The organism is Sphingobacterium sp. B16(2022), from assembly GCF_012030425.1.
Classification (GTDB): Bacteria; Bacteroidota; Bacteroidia; order Sphingobacteriales; family Sphingobacteriaceae; genus Sphingobacterium; species Sphingobacterium anhuiense.
This window is the reverse complement of the sequence record NZ_JAAUVN010000003.1, coordinates 237963-261728: the sequence shown is the minus strand read 5'-3', so window position 1 is coordinate 261728 and position 23766 is coordinate 237963. Positions and strand designations below refer to the sequence as shown.

At 37.0% G+C, this 23766-nt stretch carries 16 protein-coding genes; 11 read left to right on the top strand and 5 right to left on the bottom strand.

Features of this window, described 5'->3' with window-relative positions; all coding sequences use genetic code 11:
* Positions 1-144 precede the first annotated feature (144 nt).
* Entirely contained in the window at positions 145-1644 is a 1500-nt protein-coding gene (locus HCX49_RS15715) for a catalase (RefSeq protein ID WP_132769255.1), read from the bottom strand.
* Between the two features lie 226 nt (positions 1645-1870).
* On the opposite strand from HCX49_RS15715, the gene HCX49_RS15710 reads away from it, so the two are divergent.
* The 6 genes from HCX49_RS15710 to HCX49_RS15685 all read left to right on the top strand — a co-directional run bounded on the left by HCX49_RS15710 (position 1871) and on the right by HCX49_RS15685 (position 11647).
* Entirely contained in the window at positions 1871-3766 is a 1896-nt protein-coding gene (locus HCX49_RS15710) for an alpha-L-fucosidase (RefSeq protein ID WP_132769253.1), read from the top strand.
* A 3-nt stretch (positions 3767-3769) separates the two neighbouring features.
* Positions 3770-6118 (top strand): glycosyl hydrolase family 95 catalytic domain-containing protein, encoded by a 2349-nt coding sequence (locus HCX49_RS15705; RefSeq protein WP_168127604.1) that lies wholly within the window; start codon positions 3770-3772, stop codon positions 6116-6118.
* Positions 6119-6180: 62 nt separating this feature from the next.
* Entirely contained in the window at positions 6181-7419 is a 1239-nt protein-coding gene (locus HCX49_RS15700; protein WP_132769249.1) for a hypothetical protein, read from the top strand.
* 82 nt (positions 7420-7501) lie between these two features.
* Entirely contained in the window at positions 7502-8383 is an 882-nt protein-coding gene (locus HCX49_RS15695) for an AraC family transcriptional regulator (RefSeq protein ID WP_132769247.1), read from the top strand.
* Positions 8384-8405: 22 nt separating this feature from the next.
* Positions 8406-10139 carry a M64 family metallopeptidase gene (locus HCX49_RS15690; RefSeq protein WP_132769245.1) on the top strand — a complete coding sequence of 578 codons (1734 nt, stop codon included), beginning with the start codon at positions 8406-8408 and terminating at the stop codon, positions 10137-10139.
* 59 nt (positions 10140-10198) lie between these two features.
* Positions 10199-11647 (top strand): hypothetical protein, encoded by a 1449-nt coding sequence (locus tag HCX49_RS15685; protein WP_168127603.1) that lies wholly within the window; start codon positions 10199-10201, stop codon positions 11645-11647.
* 96 nt (positions 11648-11743) lie between these two features.
* On the opposite strand, the gene HCX49_RS15680 is transcribed toward HCX49_RS15685, so the two are convergent.
* The 4 genes from HCX49_RS15680 to HCX49_RS15665 all read right to left on the bottom strand — a co-directional run bounded on the left by HCX49_RS15680 (position 11744) and on the right by HCX49_RS15665 (position 16180).
* On the bottom strand, positions 11744-13213 hold the full coding sequence (locus tag HCX49_RS15680) for a glycine--tRNA ligase (RefSeq protein ID WP_132769241.1): 1470 nt from the start codon (positions 13211-13213) through the stop codon (positions 11744-11746).
* A 130-nt stretch (positions 13214-13343) separates the two neighbouring features.
* Positions 13344-13805, bottom strand: a complete 462-nt coding sequence (bcp, locus tag HCX49_RS15675; protein WP_021191329.1) for a thioredoxin-dependent thiol peroxidase — start codon at positions 13803-13805, stop codon at positions 13344-13346.
* Positions 13806-13841: 36 nt separating this feature from the next.
* On the bottom strand, positions 13842-15563 hold the full coding sequence (locus HCX49_RS15670; protein ID WP_168127602.1) for a M23 family metallopeptidase: 1722 nt from the start codon (positions 15561-15563) through the stop codon (positions 13842-13844).
* A gap of 5 nt (positions 15564-15568) precedes the next feature.
* Positions 15569-16180, bottom strand: a complete 612-nt coding sequence (locus tag HCX49_RS15665) for a fumarylacetoacetate hydrolase family protein (RefSeq protein WP_168127601.1) — start codon at positions 16178-16180, stop codon at positions 15569-15571.
* A 292-nt stretch (positions 16181-16472) separates the two neighbouring features.
* On the opposite strand from HCX49_RS15665, the gene HCX49_RS15660 reads away from it, so the two are divergent.
* The 5 genes from HCX49_RS15660 (at position 16473) to HCX49_RS15640 (ending at position 23766) form a co-directional block, all read left to right on the top strand.
* A complete protein-coding gene (locus tag HCX49_RS15660; protein WP_168127600.1) occupies positions 16473-16985 on the top strand; it encodes a DUF6266 family protein in 513 nt (170 codons plus the stop codon).
* A 158-nt stretch (positions 16986-17143) separates the two neighbouring features.
* Positions 17144-17794 carry an HAD family hydrolase gene (locus HCX49_RS15655; protein ID WP_168127599.1) on the top strand — a complete coding sequence of 217 codons (651 nt, stop codon included), beginning with the start codon at positions 17144-17146 and terminating at the stop codon, positions 17792-17794.
* Positions 17795-17885: 91 nt separating this feature from the next.
* Positions 17886-18386 (top strand): gluconate 2-dehydrogenase subunit 3 family protein, encoded by a 501-nt coding sequence (locus HCX49_RS15650; protein ID WP_237682822.1) that lies wholly within the window; start codon positions 17886-17888, stop codon positions 18384-18386.
* Positions 18387-20102, top strand: a complete 1716-nt coding sequence (locus tag HCX49_RS15645; RefSeq protein WP_168127598.1) for a GMC oxidoreductase — start codon at positions 18387-18389, stop codon at positions 20100-20102.
* Positions 20103-20586: 484 nt separating this feature from the next.
* On the top strand, positions 20587-23766 hold the full coding sequence (locus HCX49_RS15640; protein WP_206368536.1) for a SusC/RagA family TonB-linked outer membrane protein: 3180 nt from the start codon (positions 20587-20589) through the stop codon (positions 23764-23766).

Sequence of the window (23766 nt, the reverse complement as noted above, 5' to 3'; positions counted from 1 at the left end):
AAAAGCTAGGATAAGTGTGGTATAGGTAGATGTGAAGCTTTAAATTTTGATAATTATCATAGTTTATGATGTATTGCGAAGGTATAAAAAGAGCGGAAGTGTATGGGTACATTTCCGCTCTTTTTATTATTGCCGAATGATTTTTTATTTTTGAGGCATATGTTTCGCCATTTCATCCATAGAGAATCCTAATCCTTTAGCAACTCCTAGTCCTAAATTCATGTCGGCTCTAAACCAATGGCACAGTTGTCGCATAACAATTTCATCTCGTTTTGGTCCTTCAATTCCGGACATAGCACCTACTATATTTTGAATGAGATGTTCTTTCTGTCCAGCATCCAATAAACGGTATAAATCACCTGGCTGGGTATAATGATCATCCTCACCAGGAGCGTTGCGGTCATAATTATCAGCCACTAGGCTATCTACTTGCAATGCAGGTTCCTTGTAGGATTGGTCTTCGTAATGACCATCAAAACTATTTGGATAATAATTTGGAGCTGCCCCTTGATTCCCATTGACAGTCATCTGACCATCACGTTGATAATTATTAGTCATAAAAGGACATCTGTTCACAGGAATCTGTTCATAATTTCCCCCTAGACGATAACGTTGAGCATCAGGGTAAGATAATATACGTCCCTGTAGCATTTTATCTGGTGAGAATCCAATTCCATCTACAATATGTGCCGGAGCAAAAGCCACTTGTTCTACATGAGCGAAGTAATTATCTGGGTTTTGATTTAATTCCATTTCACCAACCTCGATGAGAGGATATTCTTTCTGTGACCATACTTTTGTTAAGTCAAATGGATTCCAACGGAACGTTTTAGTCTCCGATTCTGTCATGACTTGGATATAAAGCTTCCATTTCGGAAAATCACCCTTCGCAATAGCTGTATGTAAATCACGTTGTGCATAATCCATATCTTTAGCGCGCATTTCATCAGCTTCTGCACCTGTCAAATTTTTTATTCCTTGTTGTGTTCTGAAGTGGTATTTGATATAGACACGTTCATTTTGCGCGTTGATCATAGAGTACGTATGACTTCCATAACCGTGCATATGTCTGAATCCAAATGGCGTTCCACGATCGGACATCAAAGTCGTTACTTGGTGCAATGATTCGGGATTGAGTGACCAGAAGTCCCAGACCATGGTTGCCGATTTACAGTTAGTATGAGGATCTCTCTTTTGAGTGTGAATAAAATCAGGAAATTTTTTAGCATCCTTGATAAAGAAGACTGGCGTGTTATTACCGACCAAGTCGTAGTTTCCATCTTCGGTATAAAATTTAACAGCAAATCCGCGTGGATCACGTTCGGAATCTGCCGAACCTCTTTCTCCTCCGACAGTTGAAAAGCGAATGAATAATTTTGTTTGCTTTCCAATACCATTAAAGAGTTTTGCTCTTGTGTATTTCGAAATATCATTGGTTACCGTGAAGGTACCATAGGCACCAGAACCCTTAGCATGTACAATACGTTCCGGAATACGTTCTCGGTTGAAATGAGCCAGTTTTTCATGGAGGAAATAATCTTGTAATAGCACCGGACCTCTTGGGCCAATTGTCATCGTGTCTTCGTAGTTTACAACAGGAGCGCCCGATGCTGTTGTAATTTTTTTGTTTCTATTGTCTTCCATTTTTAAAAAATTTATGAGTTTTCCCCTATTGTTCTACAACAAATTTAAATGAAATGAATGAGCTTATCTTATTGATAATCTTGATGCCTTATCAAGATTAGTGATGACTATTTTGTATATGTAATATAAATATAATCAATCGATTGCTTGAGGAAAATGATTTTGTTAGATTTTTAATACCCTAAAATTAAACTATATTTAAACCTTAAAACCTTTATCTAATTATATGTTTACTTTTCTATTCTCTAGTCTTCTCTGGGTAAATGGTAGTTTTTTGCTATCTGAACCGGTAAATCCACCAAAACCTTATGGAGCACTTCCTTCCGAACGGCAGTTGAAATGGCATGAAATGGATATGTATTGTTTAATACATTATACACCAACTACCTTCCAAAATAAGGAGTGGGGATATGGTGACGCAGATCCTGCTATCTTTAATCCTACAAATTTTGATGCTAATCAAATTGCTAAGGCAGCGGCTTCTGGGGGCTTTAAAGGGCTCATCTCTGTTGCAAAACATCATGATGGCTTTTGTTTATGGCCAACAGCCACGACAACTTATAGTGTAGCGTCATCTCCCTGGAAACAAGGAAAAGGGGATATGGTTAAAGATTTTATGACTGCGACGCATGCAAACAACATGAAATTTGGTGTTTATCTTTCTGCTTGGGATCGAAATGATACCAGATATGGAACAGCCGCTTATGCTGATGCATACCGGGCGCAATTGACTGAGTTAATGTCTAATTATGGTGAATTGTTTACCTCTTGGCATGATGGCGCCAATGGTGGAGATGGTTATTATGGAGGTTTAAAAGAGAAAAGGACGATTGACCGCAACACCTATTATGCGTGGGAGGAGAAAACTTGGCCAATCGTTCGTAAACTGCAACCGATGGCCATGATTTTTAGTGATGTTGGTCCAGATATGCGTTGGGTAGGAAATGAAAGTGGATTTGCGGGAGAAACCTCATGGGCTACATTTACGCCGGAAGGCCTTGATGGGAAAAAAGCAGTTCCTGGATTGGTAAATGAAAAAACACTGACTTCAGGAGTAAGAAATGGGAAATACTGGATTCCTGCGGAATGTGATGTACCACAACGACCAGGGTGGTTTTATCATGCCGAGCAGAATGCGAAAGTAAAAACACCAACTGAACTGTTTGAGATCTATCTGAAATCTGTAGGCCGTGGTGCAAATATGAATCTTGGATTGGCACCGATGCCATCAGGACAACTGCATGAAAATGATGTGAAATCACTTGAAGCTTTCGGAAGAAAGGTGAAAAAAACGTTTGAAAATAATTTAGCAAAAGATGCGCAGATTACGGCAACAACTACTCGCGATCATGAAACTGGAGAATACGGGACGAAATATATTATCGATAATGATCGCTATAGCTATTGGGCAACCAATGATGATGAGCATCAAGCTGCTCTGGAAATTAAATTGAAATCAGCGCAAACATTTGATATTATCCAGATCAGAGAAAATATTAAATTAGGACAACGTCTGGATAGTGTTTTAGTTGAGCAGAAAGTGAATGGGCAATGGACCTTGCTCACTAAAGCTACCAGTATCGGAGCAAATCGATTAATGAAACTGACGAAGCCCATTACAACGGATGAACTACGAATTCAATTATTTGCACCTGTAGCGATTACAGTAAGTGATTTTGGTTTATTTAAAGAATTTGATGAATCTTTTGAATTTGAGGATACTGGATTCAAAAAATTAAGTGCAAGGCAGTTTACGGCAGCAGCTTTTACGGAATCGGCAAAAGCAATAGATAATAATGCGGAAACTTTTGCAACAGTCACTGCTTATGAGAAAGGATTTGTTTTTGAATTGAAAGAAGCGATTAACGGGTTTGGATACTTACCTCGTCAAGATGGTAAAACAATCGGTACAGCTACGAAGTACAAAATTTACAGCAGTCAAAATAAACAGCAATGGGAACTTTTGAAGGAAGGTGAATTTTCAAATATCAAAGCAAATCCGATTTTACAGCAAATCATTTTTGACGATGTTGTAAAAGTAAAATACATCAAATTTGTTCCAACGGAAACGTTAACCAAAAATGTATTCACAGTAGCATCCTTTGAATTATATTCTAAGTAAGAAATGAAAGGTATAACAAAATCAACATTATTTGCGCTGGCAGCCATGACTTGCTTGCAGGCGCAAGCGCAAAAAAGAGACGCTTTAACCATGTGGTATGACAAACCTGCCAACCGCTGGGAAGAAACGCTTCCTTTAGGCAATGGGTTAATCGGAATGATGCCTGATGGGGGTATTCAGTCTGAATCATTGGTATTAAATGAAATTTCCATGTGGTCGGGTTCTGCCGAAGACCCTAATAATTATAACGCATATAAGAGTGTCAGTGAAATTCAGAAGTTATTGATAGCTGGAAAGAACAAAGAAGCAGAAGAACTGGTCAATAAGAATTTTGTCTGTAATGGCCAAGGATCTGCTTTCGGAACCGGAGCCAATGCACCTTTTGGTTGTTATCAGAATTTTGGATTTCTAAAATTCAATTTTAAACTAAGTGCTGAAGGTGTTTCAAATTATGAAAGATCCTTAAATATTGGCAATGCAACCGCGCAGACTTCCTTTACTGTAGGAGGAGTGGATTATAAGAGGACTTATTATACTTCTTTTGATCAAAATGTAGGTGTTGTACACTTAACTGCTTCAAAGAAAAAAAATATCAGTTTTGCTATTGCCTTAGAAAGAGCTGAAAATATTGATTCTTATCAAGTTAAAAATGGGGAGATTATTTTGCAGGGTTCTTTGCCAGATGGTAAAGGCGGCAAAAACTTACAGTTTGCGAGTAAAGTGAAGATTAGATTTAAGGGCGGAAAACTAACGGATGATGGTAAGCAATTGATCTTGACAGGTGCCGACGAAGCTACTGTTCTTTTTGCAGCGAGTACGAATTACTATGGAACTGATCCACAACAGGTGATCAGCCAGGATATCGCTACTGCTGAAAAAATAGCACAAGAAAAGCTCTATAGCAATCATAAAAAAGCATTTGCAAAGAAATTTGATCGTGTTGCTTTAACCATCGCAGATGATCAGACTAAGGTGAATATTCCGACTGGAAAACGTTTACAGCAATTTTTTGAAAATCCAGCCTTAGATAATGGATTGGCCGCATTATATTTTCAATTTGGCCGCTACTTGAGTATTTCAAGCACAGCTCCCGAACACAAGAATGCATTACCTCCAAATTTGCAGGGATTATGGGCACATCAGATTCAAACACCTTGGAATGGGGATTATCACTTAAACATCAATGCACAAATGAATCACTGGGGAGTGGAAGTAAGTAATCTATCTGAATACCATACCCCTTTTATTGCCCTGATCAAGCGTATTGCAAAGACAGGTGAAAAAACGGCTAAAGCTTATTACAATGCGCCAGGATGGGTCGTTTATATGATGACAAATGTTTGGGGTTTCTCAGCACCCGGAGAAAATGCATCTTGGGGGTCGAGTACAGCTTCAGGATGGTTATGTAATCACCTGTGGGAGCATTATCAATTTACTCAGGATAAAGCCTATTTAAAAGAAGTTTATCCTGTATTAAAAGGAGCAGCAGAGTTTTATGATTATATTTTAGTTAAGGATCCTAAGACAGGCTGGTTGGTTACTTCACCTTCAGTTTCTCCAGAAAATGGATTTCGTCTTCCAAATGGTGAAGTCGCATCAGTAGTGATGGGACCTACGATTGATAACCAAATTGTTAGAGAACTTTATGGGAACTTGATTCAGGCGGATAGTCTTTTGCAATTAAACGATCCTTTTATTCAAAAGTTAAAAGATAAGTTGACACAGATTCCACCAGCAGTAGTGGTAAGTAAAAGCGGCCGTGTGCAAGAATGGTTGGAAGATTATACTGAAATAGAACCAAAACATAGACACGTTTCACATTTATATGGATTATATCCGGCTCATTTCATTTCACCACAACAAAATAAAGAGTGGGCAGAGGCCGCTCGTAAAACATTAGAAGTAAGAGGAGATGAGGGGACAGGCTGGTCTCGCGCATGGAAGATTCTTTTCTGGGCAAGGTTGCAAGATGGTGACCATTCTTTAGAAATTTTAAGACAATTGCTCAAACCAGCTTTTGTTAATGAAACGACCTATCAAGGAGTCGGAGCAGGTACTTACCCTAATCTGTTCTGTGCACATCCGCCGTTTCAGATAGATGGTAATTTTGGAGGTTCTGCCGGAATTGGAGAAATGCTTCTCCAAAGCCATTCCGGATTTATTCACCTACTGCCGGCATTGCCAAAAGCATGGAAAGATGGCGCCGTAAAAGGATTGAAAGCTAGAGGAAATTATACGGTTGATATGACTTGGAAGAATGGACAGATCACCAATTATAAAATAACGGGACCAAATAAAACTGTTGTTAAAGTATTAAATGGATCGACATACGAAAATTATAAAATAAAATAATTTATAAATAAAATTCTGTAAATTGGTTGTAAATTCATGATGAGTTTACAACCAATTTTTTTATGAACCAACCACTTTACTATTGTCTGATATGTTTCGTCTTTTTTATAAGTTCATGTCAGTCCAATCCAGAAAAAAAGCAGGAGAAAAAAGGAACACCAATTGTCTATAAAATTACGGGGTCTTTAAATCCCGAAGTAAATGGTACCGTTTATTTGCAAGATCACGATAATTCCATGCAGCAGTTTCGTCGAGCTAAAGTAGAACAAGGCAAGTTCGTTTTAGAAGGCGAGTTGGTCATTGATGCATTTTATGATCTGATCATCAGGTCCGATTCGGGAGCTGTGAAATCCTTTAATTATAGCACGCCCCTTTATGTGGAAGCTGATGCTGATTATGATGTTGCTATCAAGGAAAAAGGCGATCATTTTAGTATTGAGGTAAAAACAAATTCATTGACGACAAATGAACTGATAGCATTCAATAAAAACAAAGAAAAAGTACAGCACGAATTAGATGAACAGCTTGCCAAATACAGCGACGAAACTGCTGCTTTGAATGCTAAGCTCATGAACTTTAGCAGAGGACAAGAGTCTGTCTATAATCAAACTATAGATAGACTTGAAGAAATAACAAAACAGTCGAATGAAATTCGGGCTAGAAAAGATGATAAAAGATTTTACGAAGAATATGTTTTGAATAGCAAACAAAAAGCATCATTTCTGATTCCCTATTCCTTTAAGTACATCAGCCTGAATAAGGAGAATTATAAAGATTATGATCAAATTTTAGCACATTTAGATCCTGCTATTCAGAAACACCCACTTGTTAAAGCAGCTGTTGCAAAAGTAGATGATGTCAAGAATTATTATGCTAATATGCCTGTTTTTCCGGCTATTACTCCTCGTAATCTAAAAGGTGATTCTTTGAAGTTTGACCAGCTAGTAGATAAGAAAATGATAATTGTTGCGGTTTGGTCAAGTAAAGGCAAAAATTCAAAAATGGATTTACCGGTTTTAGTACGCAAAGAAGCCGAATTGAAAAAAATGGGTGTTGAAGTTGTGTATTTGACCGATGATGAAGATTATGAACGTTGGAGGGCAAGCAATCGACAAATCGGATTAGGAATGAACAGTTATTTGTTAAACGTGACTGATCGTGATTTTATCGAAAATAGCTATAATGTTATTGGAACCCCACGATACTTATGGCTGGATCCAAAATCAAGAACTGTTATTGAACTGGCAGGTGCAGATCCAACGTTACCAGATTTTATTAAAAATGTCAAGAATAAATTATAATACAATTTACGTTTATTGTCCGCTATAATGTTTAAATTTGAATAATTAAACAATATCTGTTTTTTTGTAGCTATTTGTAAGAATGAAAATTGTTCAGTTTACCGTTCCTGTCCCCAATCAAGGTTCCGTTTGTGTACAAGAAGATCTGTTGGTTGAATTTTACAGCAACTATCATCGACATAAAGAAATCCAACTGACATACATTCTAAAGGGGGAAGGTACTTTTTTGATTGGCAATTTTACACATCAATTCAAACAAGATGAAATTTATATTGTAGATGCCGATGAACCGCATATGTTTCAACGATCTGAGCTAGTTCCTGATCCTGATTTAAAAGAGCAGATCCATGCGATTCATATATTCTTTGATTACGCCCGGTTTAAAGATTTCTTACAATTGCCGGAATTGACAGAAGTCCGTTCATTTCTAGAAAATATCAATGTAAGTAAAAAACTGGACGCCGCTTCAAATCCAGGGATCAAACGTAAGTTTTTACAGATTAATGAGACGGATGGGTTAGATCGTTTAACGGCATTTATGGGGCTTGTCGATTATTTAGCTGAAAAAGTAGATCTATGGACTTCACTTTATACAGGAATTCCTCAAAAAAAGTATTCTGACGCAGAAGGGATTCGCATTAATGATATTTTTCAGTATACATTTAAGCATTTTGAGAAAAAGATAGCCTTGGAAGATATCGCGGCAATTGCCCATATGACACCGCATGCCTTCTGTAAATACTTTAAAAAACACACCCGAAAAACTTATATTACTTTCCTCAATGAAATTCGCATTGAGCAAGCTTGTAAAATGCTGATACATGGTCTTTCTGAGAATGTATCGGATATCGCTTTTAAAACCGGCTTTAATAATGTGGTGAATTTTAATCGTGTATTTAAAAAAATCACGAAGGTATCTCCCAGTGAATACCTGATGCAGCACAAAATTAAAGACATGAACTAATACCTAATCAATACCTATCGTAATGAATATCAGATTACAGCATTTCCTTTTTAGTTTTATATTTTTATTTCTCCTGTTTCCCAATTGTTTTGCACAGCGTTATGCGATCGATACGTTACAATATCAAGGTACTGATCAAAAGGTTGTCAACCTAGTGATCTTGGGCGATGGTTATACACAGGCGCAGTTGATGGATTTTGAAGAAGATGCCAAACGTTTCACAGATTATTTCTTTCAAACGGAACCCTTTCGTCAGTACAGTAATTACTTTAATGTATTCGCGATTAAAACACCGTCTTTAGAATCTGGAGCTGTACATGCTTGTACTGCCAGTGACTGTGTACACGGCAATACGGATTTGAGTCAATATCCAGCCCGCTTTAATAAGTTTACAAAAAAATATCCAGTTCCTATTGCATCACCTAATACCATCTTTGGAAGCAGTTTCGATAACGGAGGACTGCACCGGCTGGTGGTACCACAAAAGTATCAGGTTATCGAGCAGGTATTAAAGGAGCATATTCCCAATTATACACAAGTTGTGATTTTGGTAAACTCTCCCTTTTACGGAGGTTCTGGTGGTAAGTATGCGACAGCAACCGTTAACTTTATGAGTAATGATATTGCTGTTCATGAGATCGGTCATTCTTTTTCTATTTTAGCCGACGAATATTGGGCAGGTAATCAATATGCAATTGAAGGTCCTAATCGTAGTCAGGAGTCTGATCCGACAAAGGTTCCTTGGAAGAATTGGGTCGGGACACAAGGTGTTGGTGTATATTCTTACGGAGGATCAGGATCAAAGTCGACTTGGTTTAGACCGCATGAATTTTGTAAAATGCAATACTTAGTGGCTCCTTTTTGTGCTGTTTGTCAAGAAGTTTTTGTAGAGACCATACATCAGAAAACAAATCCAATTCTAGCTACCCTGCCAGTCGCGAGTAAACCTGTAGATGCAGATAGCATGTCTGTTTTCTCTTTAAAATTGTTAAAACCATCCCCCAATACACTTGAAGTGAAATGGTATCTTAATAATCGGTTAATTGATCAAAATATTGACTCTATTTATTTGAATATGGGTATGCTTGAAGTGGGTGTAAACCAATTAAAAGCGATTGTGAAAGATACAACTTCATTAGTTCGTATCCATTCTCATCAACAGCATGTTTATGAAACAGTATGGTCTATTAACAATAAAATGGACTGCGCACTCGCAATGCCACTTTCAAACTGGGGCGATACGCTCGAGACCTGTTATAATGGCGGACAGGTACTATCCATAAAACATGCAAGTCGTGGATTGACTTACAATTGGTATAGCGAACATCAATTAACAGTTCCTTTCGCTACTGGATCGAATGTGAGTGTCAATAATATCCATGAATCTACTGTTTATTTCGTGGAAAGTATGTGGCAGGGCAAAAAATCTGAAAAAAAGAGAATATTAGTTAAAGTTTTTGATAAAGTTGAAAAACCAAAAGGTGCGAAAGTACGATTCGATAAGAAGTTGAATAAAATACGTGTTACTTTGAGCGAAAAGATTGATGATCGTTACAATTACTTATGGTGTAACGAAAATGGTACATTATTATATGAATGGGATGAGTTTAATGGCGAATATGTTTCTCCAAAAGGAAATAACAATGAATTACTGTTAAATAAATCGAATTCAAATTCAAAAATATATGTGATAAAAGTTAATAAAACAACAACGTGCCGTAGTGAAAAGTTGGAGATTTTAATTTCAAAGTTTTAATACTCTACTTAAGTAGGTATCTTTAAGGTTATTTATATATTATAAACCATAGATATTTTATGAAAAAGAATGTTAAATTTAATTTTAACATATTTTCTTTGGTATTCATCTTTTTATTAGCCGTTGCTTCATCATGTCAAAAGAACAAGAAAATTTCAGATGAATTAGACGAAAATGTGTTCTCAGTAAAGTTCAAAATTAAAGATTTTGAAAGTATTGTATCGCCGCTTCAAAGGGCAAATGGCGCTAGGAAATTAGTTTCCTCAAAAGCCTCTGTTAATTCTCAGGAAGAAACTTTATTTAAATGGGACTTCGATCTAGGAAATGCAGATCCTATTATTGCATTTAATCCGTTACCTGTTATTGATTATAATAATGGGAAAGTTGATTACGGTTTTACCGCAGGATGGCCTACTACAGGCAAATCAATTAGTTTTAGAGGGGTGGAGTCAATCCTTTTTAAACTTCCCGCACAGCAGATCGAATTGCTCAGTAATCTGAGTCTAGATGTGAATAGTTCGGGGACAGGTCCACGTGCCTTATTGATCGATTATTCGACCGATAAGGGTTCAAACTTTTCGAAATTGTCGGATACGATTCACTATCCACTGGATTTAACAAGCACCGGTATATCAAAGCTCCCAATCTCTCAATCTCTGAATGCGATACCGGTTATGGGTAAAGATGCCGTTTGGATACGTATACGTTTGTATTCCGGTAAACGCCCGCCTGGAAGCATTTATAATCCGACCAGCAGTACATTTAAACTTGATAATGTTTTGATTACTGGAGTTGTGAACGATACAGCATTACAAAACAAATTATATTATCATATTTATAATGCTTCAGGTAATGAACTGGTCAAACAGGGCGGTATCTCAGCAGCGGAAACTTTTGCGGTTGATCTGCCATTGGGGACATATTATTTGAGTGTACTGACAAAAAATTCCAATAGTCCTATCGTGTTTGCTAATAGTACCAATCGCAATGGATTTTATATCAGTAATTCATTTATGGAGAAGGAAGCCGAGATTTATGCGGTTCGAGATACCTTTGAGGTTAAACAGTCTATAGAAAGGACATTGCTATTAAAACGTTTATACAGTGAGGTGAAAGTAGAGTTTACCGATATAGTTGATTTAAGTCATATTGATAGTATCCGAATACAGCAAAAGCATCCCGGCTTTTATTATTATCCCTTTAGTAACAGCAGCAACAGTCAGTTGGATGCGACTTTCTTGAAGATCGAACCCAATTTTACAGAGAATAATAAAAGTTTCTTTTTTAATCAATTTATGGGGTTTCATGATACAAATAAAACGATCAAGTATGAACTCACCGTTTACGAAAAGGGATCTGTTATTAGATCATTTGAATTAAAAAGTGAAGTTAAGAATAATATGCAGGTTCTTTTTAAGGGCTTATTATTAGAAGAAATCAATCCTGGACAAGGATTTATAATACGGAAGAATGAAAAATGGGATGGAAACATCGATGTTGATTTTTAAAGTTAAATATCGACAACCAACGTTGTTTAATTAAATTTCGAAACAAAAAAAGAGCTTGCCGTTCAACAGCAAGCTCTTTTTTGTTTATTTAAGAGATTACAATACTTTTTTCAAAAGTGTGTTCCAACCAACTAGATCAGCAACAAATTTCTCTAAGTCTGCAATTGCTACACGTTCCTGTTGCATGGAGTCACGGTGACGGATCGTAACCATATTGTCTTCTAATGACTGATGGTCTACTGTGATACAGATTGGCGTACCGATTGCATCTTGACGACGGTATCGTTTACCAATTGAATCTTTTTCATCATACTGTACATTGTAATCCAATTTTAATACAGCCATAATCTCACGTGCTTTTTCTGGAAGACCATCTTTTTTTGTTAAAGGTAAGATGGCCGCTTTAACAGGTGCAATTGCAGGAGGGAATTTCAATACGACACGTGAATCTTGCTTTTCAGGTGTTGAAAGATCTTCTTGAACCAATGAATTACATAGAACTGTTAAGAACAGACGATCTAAACCGATAGAAGTTTCGACTACGTAAGGGATATAGTTCTGATTGATCTCTGTATCAAAATATTGCATTTTTTTACCAGAGAATTCTTGGTGTTGTTTTAAATCAAAATCAGTTCTGGAGTGGATACCTTCAACCTCTTTAAATCCAAATGGGAAATTGAATTCAATATCTACTGCCGCATTCGCATAATGAGCTAATTTATCGTGATTGTGGTAACGGTAGTTATCAGGGTTGAAACCTAAAGCTAAATGCCATTTAAGACGAGTTTCTTTCCATTTATTGTACCATTCCATTTCTGTACCTGGGCGAACAAAAAATTGTAATTCCATTTGTTCAAATTCACGCATACGCATAATGAATTGACGAGCAATAACTTCGTTACGGAATGCTTTACCAATTTGAGCAATTCCGAAAGGAATTTTCATGCGGCCAGTTTTTTGAACATTTAAGAAGTTAACAAAAATACCTTGAGCAGTTTCGGGACGTAAGTATACTTGTTCAGCACCATCTGCCATAGCACCCATTTGGGTAGCAAACATCAAGTTGAACTGACGTACATCAGTCCAGTTTTTAGTTCCAGAAACAGGACAAACGATATTGTGATCTTCAATAATAGTTTTTAAACCAGCAAGATCATCAGCATTCAAGGCAACGTTCAATGCTTCTAATAGCGCAGCCGCTTTTTCAGTTTTACCATCAGCTTCGTAACGCGCTATTTTATCTTCGATCAATTGATCTGCACGGTAACGTTTCTTAGAATCTTTGTTGTCGATCATTGGATCATTAAACCCGTCCACGTGGCCTGAAGCTTTCCAGGTCGTTGGGTGCATAAAGATAGCAGCATCGATACCGACAATGTTTTCATGCAATTGCACCATGGATTTCCACCAATAGGTCTTTAAATTATTTTTTAATTCAGAACCTAATTGACCATAATCATAGACAGCACTTAAGCCATCATATATTTCACTTGATTGGAATACAAAACCATATTCCTTAGAGTGGGATACTATACTTTTAAAGAAGTCGTCTGTTTGTTTGCTCATAAGTAGCAAATATAAATATTAGTATTTAGATTTTAGATAGTCGTACTTAGATAATGATAATCGTATGCAGGCCATGTATATAAATGCATGGTCGGTTGCTGTTTTATCATGATTCTAGTACTGTCAAATATTATTTTATAAGATCGCGAATTTGTTGAGATGCATTCTTATTGTCCACCTTTTTAATGATGTGAGCAATATTTCCTTGTTCATCAATAACAAATGTTGTGCGTGCAGTTCCCATATACTTTTTACCGTACATGTTTTTTTCTACCCAAACACCATAATCATTGACAATTTTCTGATCTTCATCAACCAGTAATTGAAAGGGAAGTTCATGTTTGTTGATGAACTTTTGATGAGAAGCTTCTCCATCGATACTTACCCCGATAATTTCAAATCCATCTTTCTTTAAAGACTGATAATTATCTCTAAAATTGCAAGCCTCTGTTGTGCAACCTGGTGTATTATCTTTTGGGTAGAAATATAAAATCACCTTCGTTCCAATAAAATCTGACAAAGAAATACTTTCTCCATTTTGGTTCTTAGCCGTTATTGCAGGCGCTTTCTGTCCTATTTCTAATGTAGCCATATGTGTTATTAATTAATCTAATGAACAAGATACTGATTATCTGGTGAAACTTGCTTCATAAACTCTGACATTATCTTTCCAGTCTTTGACCTCCAGCTTAAAGCTATGTTTTCCGGATCCTAAAGTGGATTCGAAGTTATGCCAGATATGACGATTTTTTGGGTCATATTTCATCAGCACCCATTCGCCATCAATGTAAGCATTGAATGACTGTATCCCGGATAGATTATCAGAAATGGTAAAGTCAATTTGCTTTTGTGCACTGACATTTTTATTGTTAATGAGATTACGGGCTATGATGGTTGGAGCTATCGTATCAACTGCTACATAGAAGTCGCCAAAACTGCGTACCAACGCTGTTACTAAACCATTTTCATATTTTCCACCCTGTGCACCACCATCTGTTGAAACGAGAAGAGCTTTACTGTACAGTTCTTTCGTCAGGTCGGCAGTTGGCCTAATACTTAATGTGTAAGAACCAAATACAGGCGTAAATTTATTATGGACGCGATGTAATTGAGAATAACCGTTGGCTGGTTTTTGACCTTCACTATAAGTAAAGTTTAAATTGTCATATAGCGTATTTTTGGGTATGGTTACTTTAAAATTGTCTGCTTGGTAAATGTTGTCCAGTAGGAAGTTGAAGTATTTACCAGCGTTTGACGGATTGTTTTTGACTACATAGTTTGCATTTCGTCGCACTTCGAAATTTATTTCTGTGGCATTGCCCTGAACATCTTTGACAACATAACGAACCTGATGTACTTTATCATCTTTAAGTTCCATAACACCGCTGTTGTCCAATTGTGCATAGATATCGATTGGATTTCCCGGTTGCTTAAAACTCTTTTGTACACGTACATTTGATTTTTTCCAATAAGGATAATCGATATAGGAATGGATAGCACGGGTCTTATCAAAAGGAATAGCTTCGAAAAGTACAGTACTGATATTTTTATTATCTAAAAATAATTCTATTGAATATACACCGTAAGTAAAGGAGATTCCTTTACGCCTATCTACGGTGTTGATCCCTAAACCAAATTTACCATTAACAGGAATCGGTGAGCTACCGGCAAGACTATAATTTCCATTGGCCAATGCTTTTACAGTCTGATGCCTTCGGGGTGTATTTTCATCGAAAATTGGATTGTCCAGATCATATAGTGTTACACCTCGTATGATAGGCTTAATACCATCTGGAAATGTAAGTCCAAAAAGTTGTGTGTTGAAAGGAAGCTGCTGTTTTGTATCGCGAATTTCAAAATGAAGATGTGGACCTGCAGATCCTCCTGTATTTCCTGAGTTTGCCAGAAGTTGTCCTTTCTTCAATTTGAACTGACCAGGTTTTAGAAATAGGTCGACGTCAAAACGTTTTTGTTTATACTGCTCTGCTTTTATAAAAGCATTGAGCTCATTATTGAAGCTTTCTAAATGTAGGTATACAGAAGTATAGCCATTGGGATGATCGAGGTAAACGGAATTCCCTCCACCCCCGATCTGTACACGGATACGCGAAACAAAACCGTCTGCAACGGCATATACTGGTATATTTATTTTTTGTTGCGTCCGATAGTCATCACCGCCATGGAAATGTGTTGCTCTCAATTCTCCGAATGAACCCGAGGCTTGCGGAGCAATATCCATAGGCGGTCTAAAATAATTTTGAGGGTATTGACGATGTTTGATGATATCCTGTGGATGGAGTGTGTTGGAAACAAGTGCAAACATCCCGATTATTGCGGTTAATTTTTTCATAGACCTTACTTTATGGTGCAACTAAACATTTGTTTCTCACCAATAAAACCAACTAAAGTATCACCGATTACAACGGGACCAACTCCTGCAGGAGTACCTGTGTAAATAAGATCTCCCTTTCGTAAAGTAATGAACTTGGAGATATAAACTATCAAATCGTCATATGAAAAAATCAGATCCTTTGTATTTCCCTGCTGCACGGTTTCTTTGTTCTTTAGCAAGGAGAAATCAAGATTTTTAAGATCATCAATCTCTTCCTTTGGAATCAACGGGCTGATGACAGCTGAGCCATCAAAAGATTTTGCTAACTCCCAGGGAAGACCCTTCTCTTTGTGTTTTTGTTGTATGTCTCGCGCTGTGAAGTCAATACCGAGTCCGATGGCATCAAAATATGTGTTTGCGAATTTTTGGCTTACATGTTTTCCTTCTTTACAGATGCGTAATACGATTTCCGCTTCGTAGTGAATGTCGTTAGAAAACTCTGGATAATAAAAGTCTTTGTTATCCTTCAATAAAGCGGTGTCGGGTTTCATGAATACAACAGGCTCTTGTGGGATAGGGTTGTTCAGTTCTTTAGCGTGGTCTACATAGTTACGGCCTATAGCAATGACTTTCATCTTGATCTTTCTTAAAGTAAAGCACCTGGATATATGCGTTGATGGTGCGGAATATACAAACTTAGCAAATGTAGAAAGTAATTCAAATTGATTCGGATCAAATTGGGAAAGTGTTATAATTTAATAGGGAGTTAATAGGGGGATAATAGGGGGATAATAGGGGTATAGCCCTACTAACTCCCTATTAAAACTGACTAAACAATATTTTATACCTAAATTAATGTATAATTTTGTATATATTTGGTATTGAGGAGTGTAAGAGGATTTGAAAACCAAATAACTATTTAAACCAATGGCAATTCAAGAGAACGGTCCTAATGGACCTTTTAAAGGTAAAGTAGGTTCAGTATATGGCTATAAGCTCAATGGTCAAAATATTATTAGAGGTGCTCGAAATAAAAATAGAAAGCCTCCAACCGAAGCTATGTTAATGAATCAGCAGAAGATGAAGGTTGCGAATAATTTTATTGTATCTGTAAAAGCTTTAATGCAGTATGGCTATCGTCATCAAGCTCCAAAGGGAAGTATAATTGGACCATTTCAGACAGCGCAACAACATATCTTAAAGGACACGATGGAGCTGGATGCTGATTGCCAATATTATGTTAATGTTGAAAAAGTTTTTGTATTTAGAGGTCCGCTTTCTCCTCCGACAGGTTGTTCTGTTGAAAGGCATGGCAAGATGTTGCATATGAAATGGATCGTTAATGCCGATTATAAGGATAAAATGTACAAAATGAGCTTCGCATTATTTAACACAAAAGAATTTATGCAACTTGACATCGGTGTCGCTGAGGTTAATTAAGGCTCTTGTACAGTACCATTAATTGGATCTTTTGACGAGAAAACTCCCATTCACGTATATTTTGTAATATGGGATTCGTACCTTGATTTAAATTCCGATTCGGTGTATTGCGGCATAGTTGAGTAGGAATTGCTCTTTGGTTTGACTATTTTTAAAGCATGAAAGATTTAAAAGCCGTATTTTTTGATTTTGATGGGACATTGGTGGATTCTGAACGTTTTTATTTTGAAGCATGGAAGCCAATTCTTAAGTATCATTTTTCAATTGATTTAGATTTTGAGACTTGGATTCAACATTTTGCAGGACATACTTTAGCGCGTAATCTATTGACGATGAAAGAGCTCTGGGACGTAGAGGTAAAGGAAGAATTTATGTGGAAAACCACCAGGGAAAATTATGCGCAGCAAGATATGCTGAGTATCCCCCTAATGCCCCATGCAAGAGAATTGATTCATTTTTTGGTTGAACAGGATATTCAGATCGGATTAGTGACTTCTAATTTTAGGCCAACTGTAGATCGCATGTTGACACATTATGATTTACATGAGCATTTTTCCTGGTTTGTAACTCGTGAGGATGTTGTTAATCCAAAACCTAATCCATCTTGTTATGAAAACGCATTACAGTTATCGGGCTTTAGTAGGGAAGAGGTCGTTGCTATAGAAGATACTGCAACAGGCGCGAGAGCGGCAATCGATGCCGGATTGAAGTGCATTGCTGTCACAAAACAAAAAGCTGAGCGTGATCGTCTGGATTTTGCAACCTATCTTTTTTCAGACTTAAAAGAGGTTAATGCTATCCTGAGGTAGCTTTTTGCATTTTTGTTACAAAAAATTAATCGTTTTAGCTTTGTTATTTTTAATATTATCTTTAATATTACAGCAGTAAGAACACCTTATTATGATGAATCGAAGAACCCTTGTTAAGCAATTGTTTATTATTGCTGGAGGAATTGCTCTATTGCCATCTTGCCTTCGTGAACAAGGAGGAGCATCTATTGTGCTCCAAAATATTAAGTTATCTGCAACAGATGAAGATTTCCTTGCAAAATTAGCTGAAATACTGATCCCTAAGAACGACTCTCCTGGTGGATTAGAGCTGAACTTACATCTGTTTGTGATGAAAATGGTTGATGATTGTGAAAGTCCAGAAAACCAACAGGTATTTGTAAAGGGCATGCAGGCATTAAAGGACAATTCCGAATCGCAGACTTCAGAGGAGCTTTTAACCTCGATAACAACTTTGGAGGGTCAAAAGGAGGGAGATGAAGTTGCTTTTTTTAAGATATTCAAAAATCGGGCTATTCAAGGATATTTAAATTCTGAATACGTGATGAAAAACAAGTTGATATACAAATTGATTCCTGGGCCTTATCAAGCTGCGGTAAAATTGAAAGCGTAAATGGCAAATATTAATATAGACAGTCAAAAAGATAGAACCTACGATGCAATTGTGATTGGATCGGGGATTAGCGGTGGTTGGTCTGCGAAAGAATTGTGTGAAAAGGGATTAAAAACTTTGGTATTGGAGCGTGGCCGTGATGTCAAGCATATCAAAGATTATCCGACAACCAATATGAATCCCTGGGAATTTGAACATCGTAATGAGATGCCTTATGCGATCAAACAGGAGAATCCGATCGTTAGTAAATGTTATGCTTTTCATGAAGATGCTGCTCATTTTTTTGTAAAAGATAAAGAGCATCCTTATGTGCAGGACAAACCTTTTGATTGGATTCGTGGTTACCAGGTAGGTGGCAAATCGTTGTTATGGGCAAGACAGACACAGCGTTGGTCTGACTTTGATTTTGAAGGCCCAGCCCGCGATGGTTTTGCTGTTGATTGGCCGATTCGATATGCCGATTTAAAGCCATGGTACGATTATGTTGAAAAATTTGCTGGGATTGCAGGAGATAAGGATGGTTTGCCGGAATTGCCTGATGGCGAATTTTTACCGGGCTATCCGCTTAATATGGTTGAAAAATATTTCAAACAATCCGTTGCATCCAATTATCCTGAACGGAAGTTAATTTCGGCACGTTGTGCACATCTTTCGAAGCCTAATCAGATTCATTTTGATCAGGGACGTGTGCAGTGCCAAAACCGTACATTATGTCAGCGTGGCTGTCCTTTTGGAGGCTACTTTAGTTCCAATGCGGTGACATTGCCATGGGCAGCAAAAACGGGTAATATGACCTTGCGTCCTTTTTCAGTTGTGCATTCTATTTTATATGATGAGCAAAAAGGGAAAGCTGTTGGCGTTCGTGTTATAGACACCAATACGAAGGAAGAAATCGATTTTTATGCACGCGTTATTTTTGTTAATGCGGCAGCAATTAATACAAATTTGATTTTATTGAATTCTAAATCAAATCGTTTCCCGAATGGATTGGGTAATGATTCCGGTGTATTGGGCAAATATGTTGCTTTCCATAATTATAGTGCCCGGATTTATGCGGAGTATGAAGGATTGCAGGACTATACAACGGAAGGACGAAATCCTGCGGGCGGTGGTTATATTCCACGGTTTAGAAACTTGCATAAGCAGGAAACAGATTATCTCCGCGGATATGCCGCAGGTTTTGGTGCATATCGGGGTAAAGACAGTGACCGAAGCGGAGCAGGTGAATCGTTAAAAAATAACTTACTGAATCCAAAGCTTGGAAATTGGCAGGTTGGCTCTCACATGATGGGCGAAACTATACCAAAAGAGTCTGGACAGGTAACCTTGGATACAAAGAAAATGGATGATTGGGGAATTCCTCTACTCCATATTGCTGTCGATTACGATGATAACGATGCAAAGATGAAGAAGGATTATCTTGATACAATGGAGGATATGTTCCAGACTGCTGGGTTTACAAATATCCGACGTGATGACGGTAACCAGGCTCCAGGTCTTGATATTCATGAGATGGGTGGAGCACGAATGGGATTGGATCCTAAAACATCGATGCTGAATAAATGGAATCAAGTTCATTCTGTACCCAATGTATTTGTTACAGACGGTGCAGCGATGACTTCCACCTCTACACAAAATCCTTCTCTAACATATATGGCTTTTTCGGCCCGTGCAGTGGATTATGCTGTAAATGAGATGAAAAAAGGAAATATCTAAAAAATTTTAAAGATTAAGTTTTTTGAAAAAAAAACTTAATCTTTAAAATTAAAGCACTAATTTAAACCAATCTTAATTATCACAAATTAAGATAAACCAAACCAAATATCTTCACATCCGGTTTATGATACGGCTTAAGGAATGATATTTACAATTTATTTGCTAAAACGATTAAACAAATTATGATATGATGACCAATTTATGTTCGAAACTAAAATGAAAAACTGAATACCCTTTTATCCATTATAATTAACAAACTGAAGTAATAATTTTGTCTGAGTGTCTTTGAAAGGGAATTCTAGCACAATATTTTTTACTCTAAATAGCTAAAACGATTAAACTATTATCAAGCTAAGGATACCTATGCTTGAAATTTTAGATGTACTGGCTATATACGTTGTATAATTAAAAACCAATAAGCAAACATGTTTCTTCTTTTAAACGGTTGAAACAAATAAATAAATCTAAAATCACTTTAAAAATTATGAACAAATTTGACGCAAGAACATTTTTGCAGTTGAAGAAAAATTCTAAATTGTTTTTTTCTTTAGCTGTTATTGCTGGATCTATGCAACAGGTAAATGCCTCGTCCGCTACTTTGTCGGGGTATGCGCATGTATCAAAAGCAAAAGAACTTGTTGCTAAGCAAGGACAGGTTAGTGGTAAAATTGTGGACAGTAGCGGAAACCCAGTTTCGGGTGTAACGGTTTCTGTTAAAGGAACTTCTGTAGGTACCCAGACTTCTGAGACCGGTAGCTTTAGTATTAATGCGAAAGTAGGGGATATGCTGGTCATATCTTCAGTTGGATTTAAGACCGCGGAGACAAGAGTAAGTAGTACCTCAGGTTTAACCATTCGATTGGAATCTGCCGCAGATGTGCTGGATGAAGTCGTGGTAGTCGGTTATGGTACTATGCGTAAATCGGATGTGACAGGATCTATTGCAATGGTGAAAGGTGCTGATATGATTAAAAATCAAGGATTTAGTCCGCTAGATAATTTAAGAGGGAAAGCATCGGGGGTAAATATTTTCTCCAATTCCAGCCAGCCAGGTGCTTATGGTAATCGTGTTATCATTCGGGGTGTTGCTACGATTAATTCTTCATCAAATCCGCTTTATGTAGTGGACGGTGTGGTGATGGAAGATTTTCAATTGCTCAATCCGAACGATATCGAAAATATCGAGGTATTAAAAGATGCTTCGTCTGCAGCAATTTATGGTGCACGAGGTGCAAATGGGGTTATTTTAGTAACTACTAAGCGTGGAAATAAAGATGGAAGACGTACCATCAGTTACCAAGGTTCGGTAGGGATAAGTACTCCACAACGTTATATGGATCTTCTGAATGCGCAGGAGTGGACAGATGCCTTTATGATTGGATTAGAAAATGAAAATAAATATCAAGCTAAATTTTTAAAAGACAAAGATAAAGACTGGAAACCTTGGTCTTTAGATAGAAAAGATTGGTTTAATGACCCTGATTATTTTGATGCCAATGGTAATCCGCTTTATGATACCGATTGGCAAAAAGAGGCTACTCGTACTGCAATTACCCATAATCATCAGTTAAATATTCAACAGGGAGATGATAAATCTTCTGTAGGAGCATTTTTGAATTACACTGATCAGCAAGGGGTAATGAACAACACTTGGAACAAGCGTGTTAACGGAAAGATGGCGTATGATTCGAAACCGACTTCTTGGTTATCAACAGCAATAAATTTATCTGTAAACCATACTTGGGGCCGTTATACTCCTGAAGATGGAGGTGGCCAAGATGCAAGAAGAACAATGATTGAAATGTTACCTTGGTATCCTGTACGCGATAAGCTTGGAAAGTATACAAATTCTTCTTCTTCAACAGTTTCAAAAACTTTAGGATTTGAAGGGATGTCGAATCCCGTTTCTATTTTAGATCTACAAAAGCGTATGCGTTACAATACGCAGATTTTTGGAAATGCCGCGTTGACATTTCATTTAGCCGATGGGTTAGATTTAAAAACACAATTGGGTGTTGATAATCATCAAAAAACTTATCGAGGTTATTCCTCTGTATTGCTGAATAATATATCTGCTCCAAATGGTTGGGCTGAGATTAATCATACCAATACTTTTTACTGGCAAGAAGAGACTTATTTGACTTATAATAAGCAATTTGATAAGCACCGCATTAATGCGATGGCCGGTTTATCTTGGCAGGGACGGACCTATGATTATGATAATTCAAGAACTGAAGGTTTTCAGGATGATTTCTACGAATACTATAATATGGGAATTGGTACGATCCCATCGGCACCAGGATCAAACTGGAATAAATGGACTATGAATTCCTATTTCTTACGGGCGTCCTACTCATACGATAATAGATATTCTGCTACTGTTACCAGCCGTTATGATGGATCATCTAAATTTGGGGAGAATAATAGATATGCTTTTTTCCCGTCAGCTGGTTTAGCTTGGAATGTGTCCAATGAAGATTTCTTGAAAGGTAACGAAACGATCAGTAATCTGAAATTGCATACGAGTTATGGCTTAACAGGAAACTCTGAAATAAGCCCATATAAAAAACTTGCAAATGTAGAAGGAGGAACCATTTTATTAAATGATACCAGACAGCCTTATTCTTTTGTGAATACGATTGCTAATCCAGATTTAAAATGGGAAAAAACAGCACAATATGATGTTGGTGTTGAATTGGGTTTATTTCAAAATCGATTGAATTTCGATATGTCTTTTTATCATAAGAAAACTACAGATTTATTACTTGACGCACCTATTCCAACAGCAACAGGTTTTCCTTCAGTGATGAAGAATATCGGATCAGTTCAAAATCAAGGTTTAGATATGATGATAACAGGAACTATAGTTGCCAATGAAAACTTTAGCTGGAAATCATCTTTAAACATGAACTATAATAAAAATAAGGTATTGAAATTGGGTGATAATAATGCCGACATCTTAATGAACAGTTGGGTTGGTGGCGCCAATAGTATTATTCGTGTAGGAGAAAATTTAAATAGTTTTTATGGTTATCGTAGATTAGGTGTTTATACACAGGCAGATGTTGATGCAGGAAATGCCGAAATACATCAAATCGGAAGGGCTAAACGTACGACAGAAAAAGAGATTATTGGAAAAGGACTGCCAGATTGGACAGGAAGTTTTATTAATAACTTAAGTTATAAGAATTTTGATTTAACATTAGATCTTCAATTTGTAAAAGGTGTAGATGTTATGCAACAATTTTACCACTCTACTTATGACCGTTTTGGAATTACCAATGGTTTAAAAGAAATTTTAACAGATGCCTATAATGGAAGTAATCCGAATACAATGCAACAGGCTATTTACTTGAGTAATGGTGGTCATGCAGGTCAAGATACGAATGTCGATGATGCTTGGGTAGCTGATGGATCATACCTACGTGTGAATATGATTCAGTTGGGGTATACATTCAAACCTGAAGCTTTGAAGAGAGTCGGTTTATCAGCGTTACGTATATACACAAATGCTAATAATCCATTTTTATTGACCTCTAGTAAATTTAAAGGGTATGATCCGGAGAGTACTTCGCAAGGAGAGAACCAATTTGGCCAGAATATGACTTTTTTCTCTTATCCAAGAGCAAAAACTTTTATGTTAGGTCTTAATGTTACATTTTAA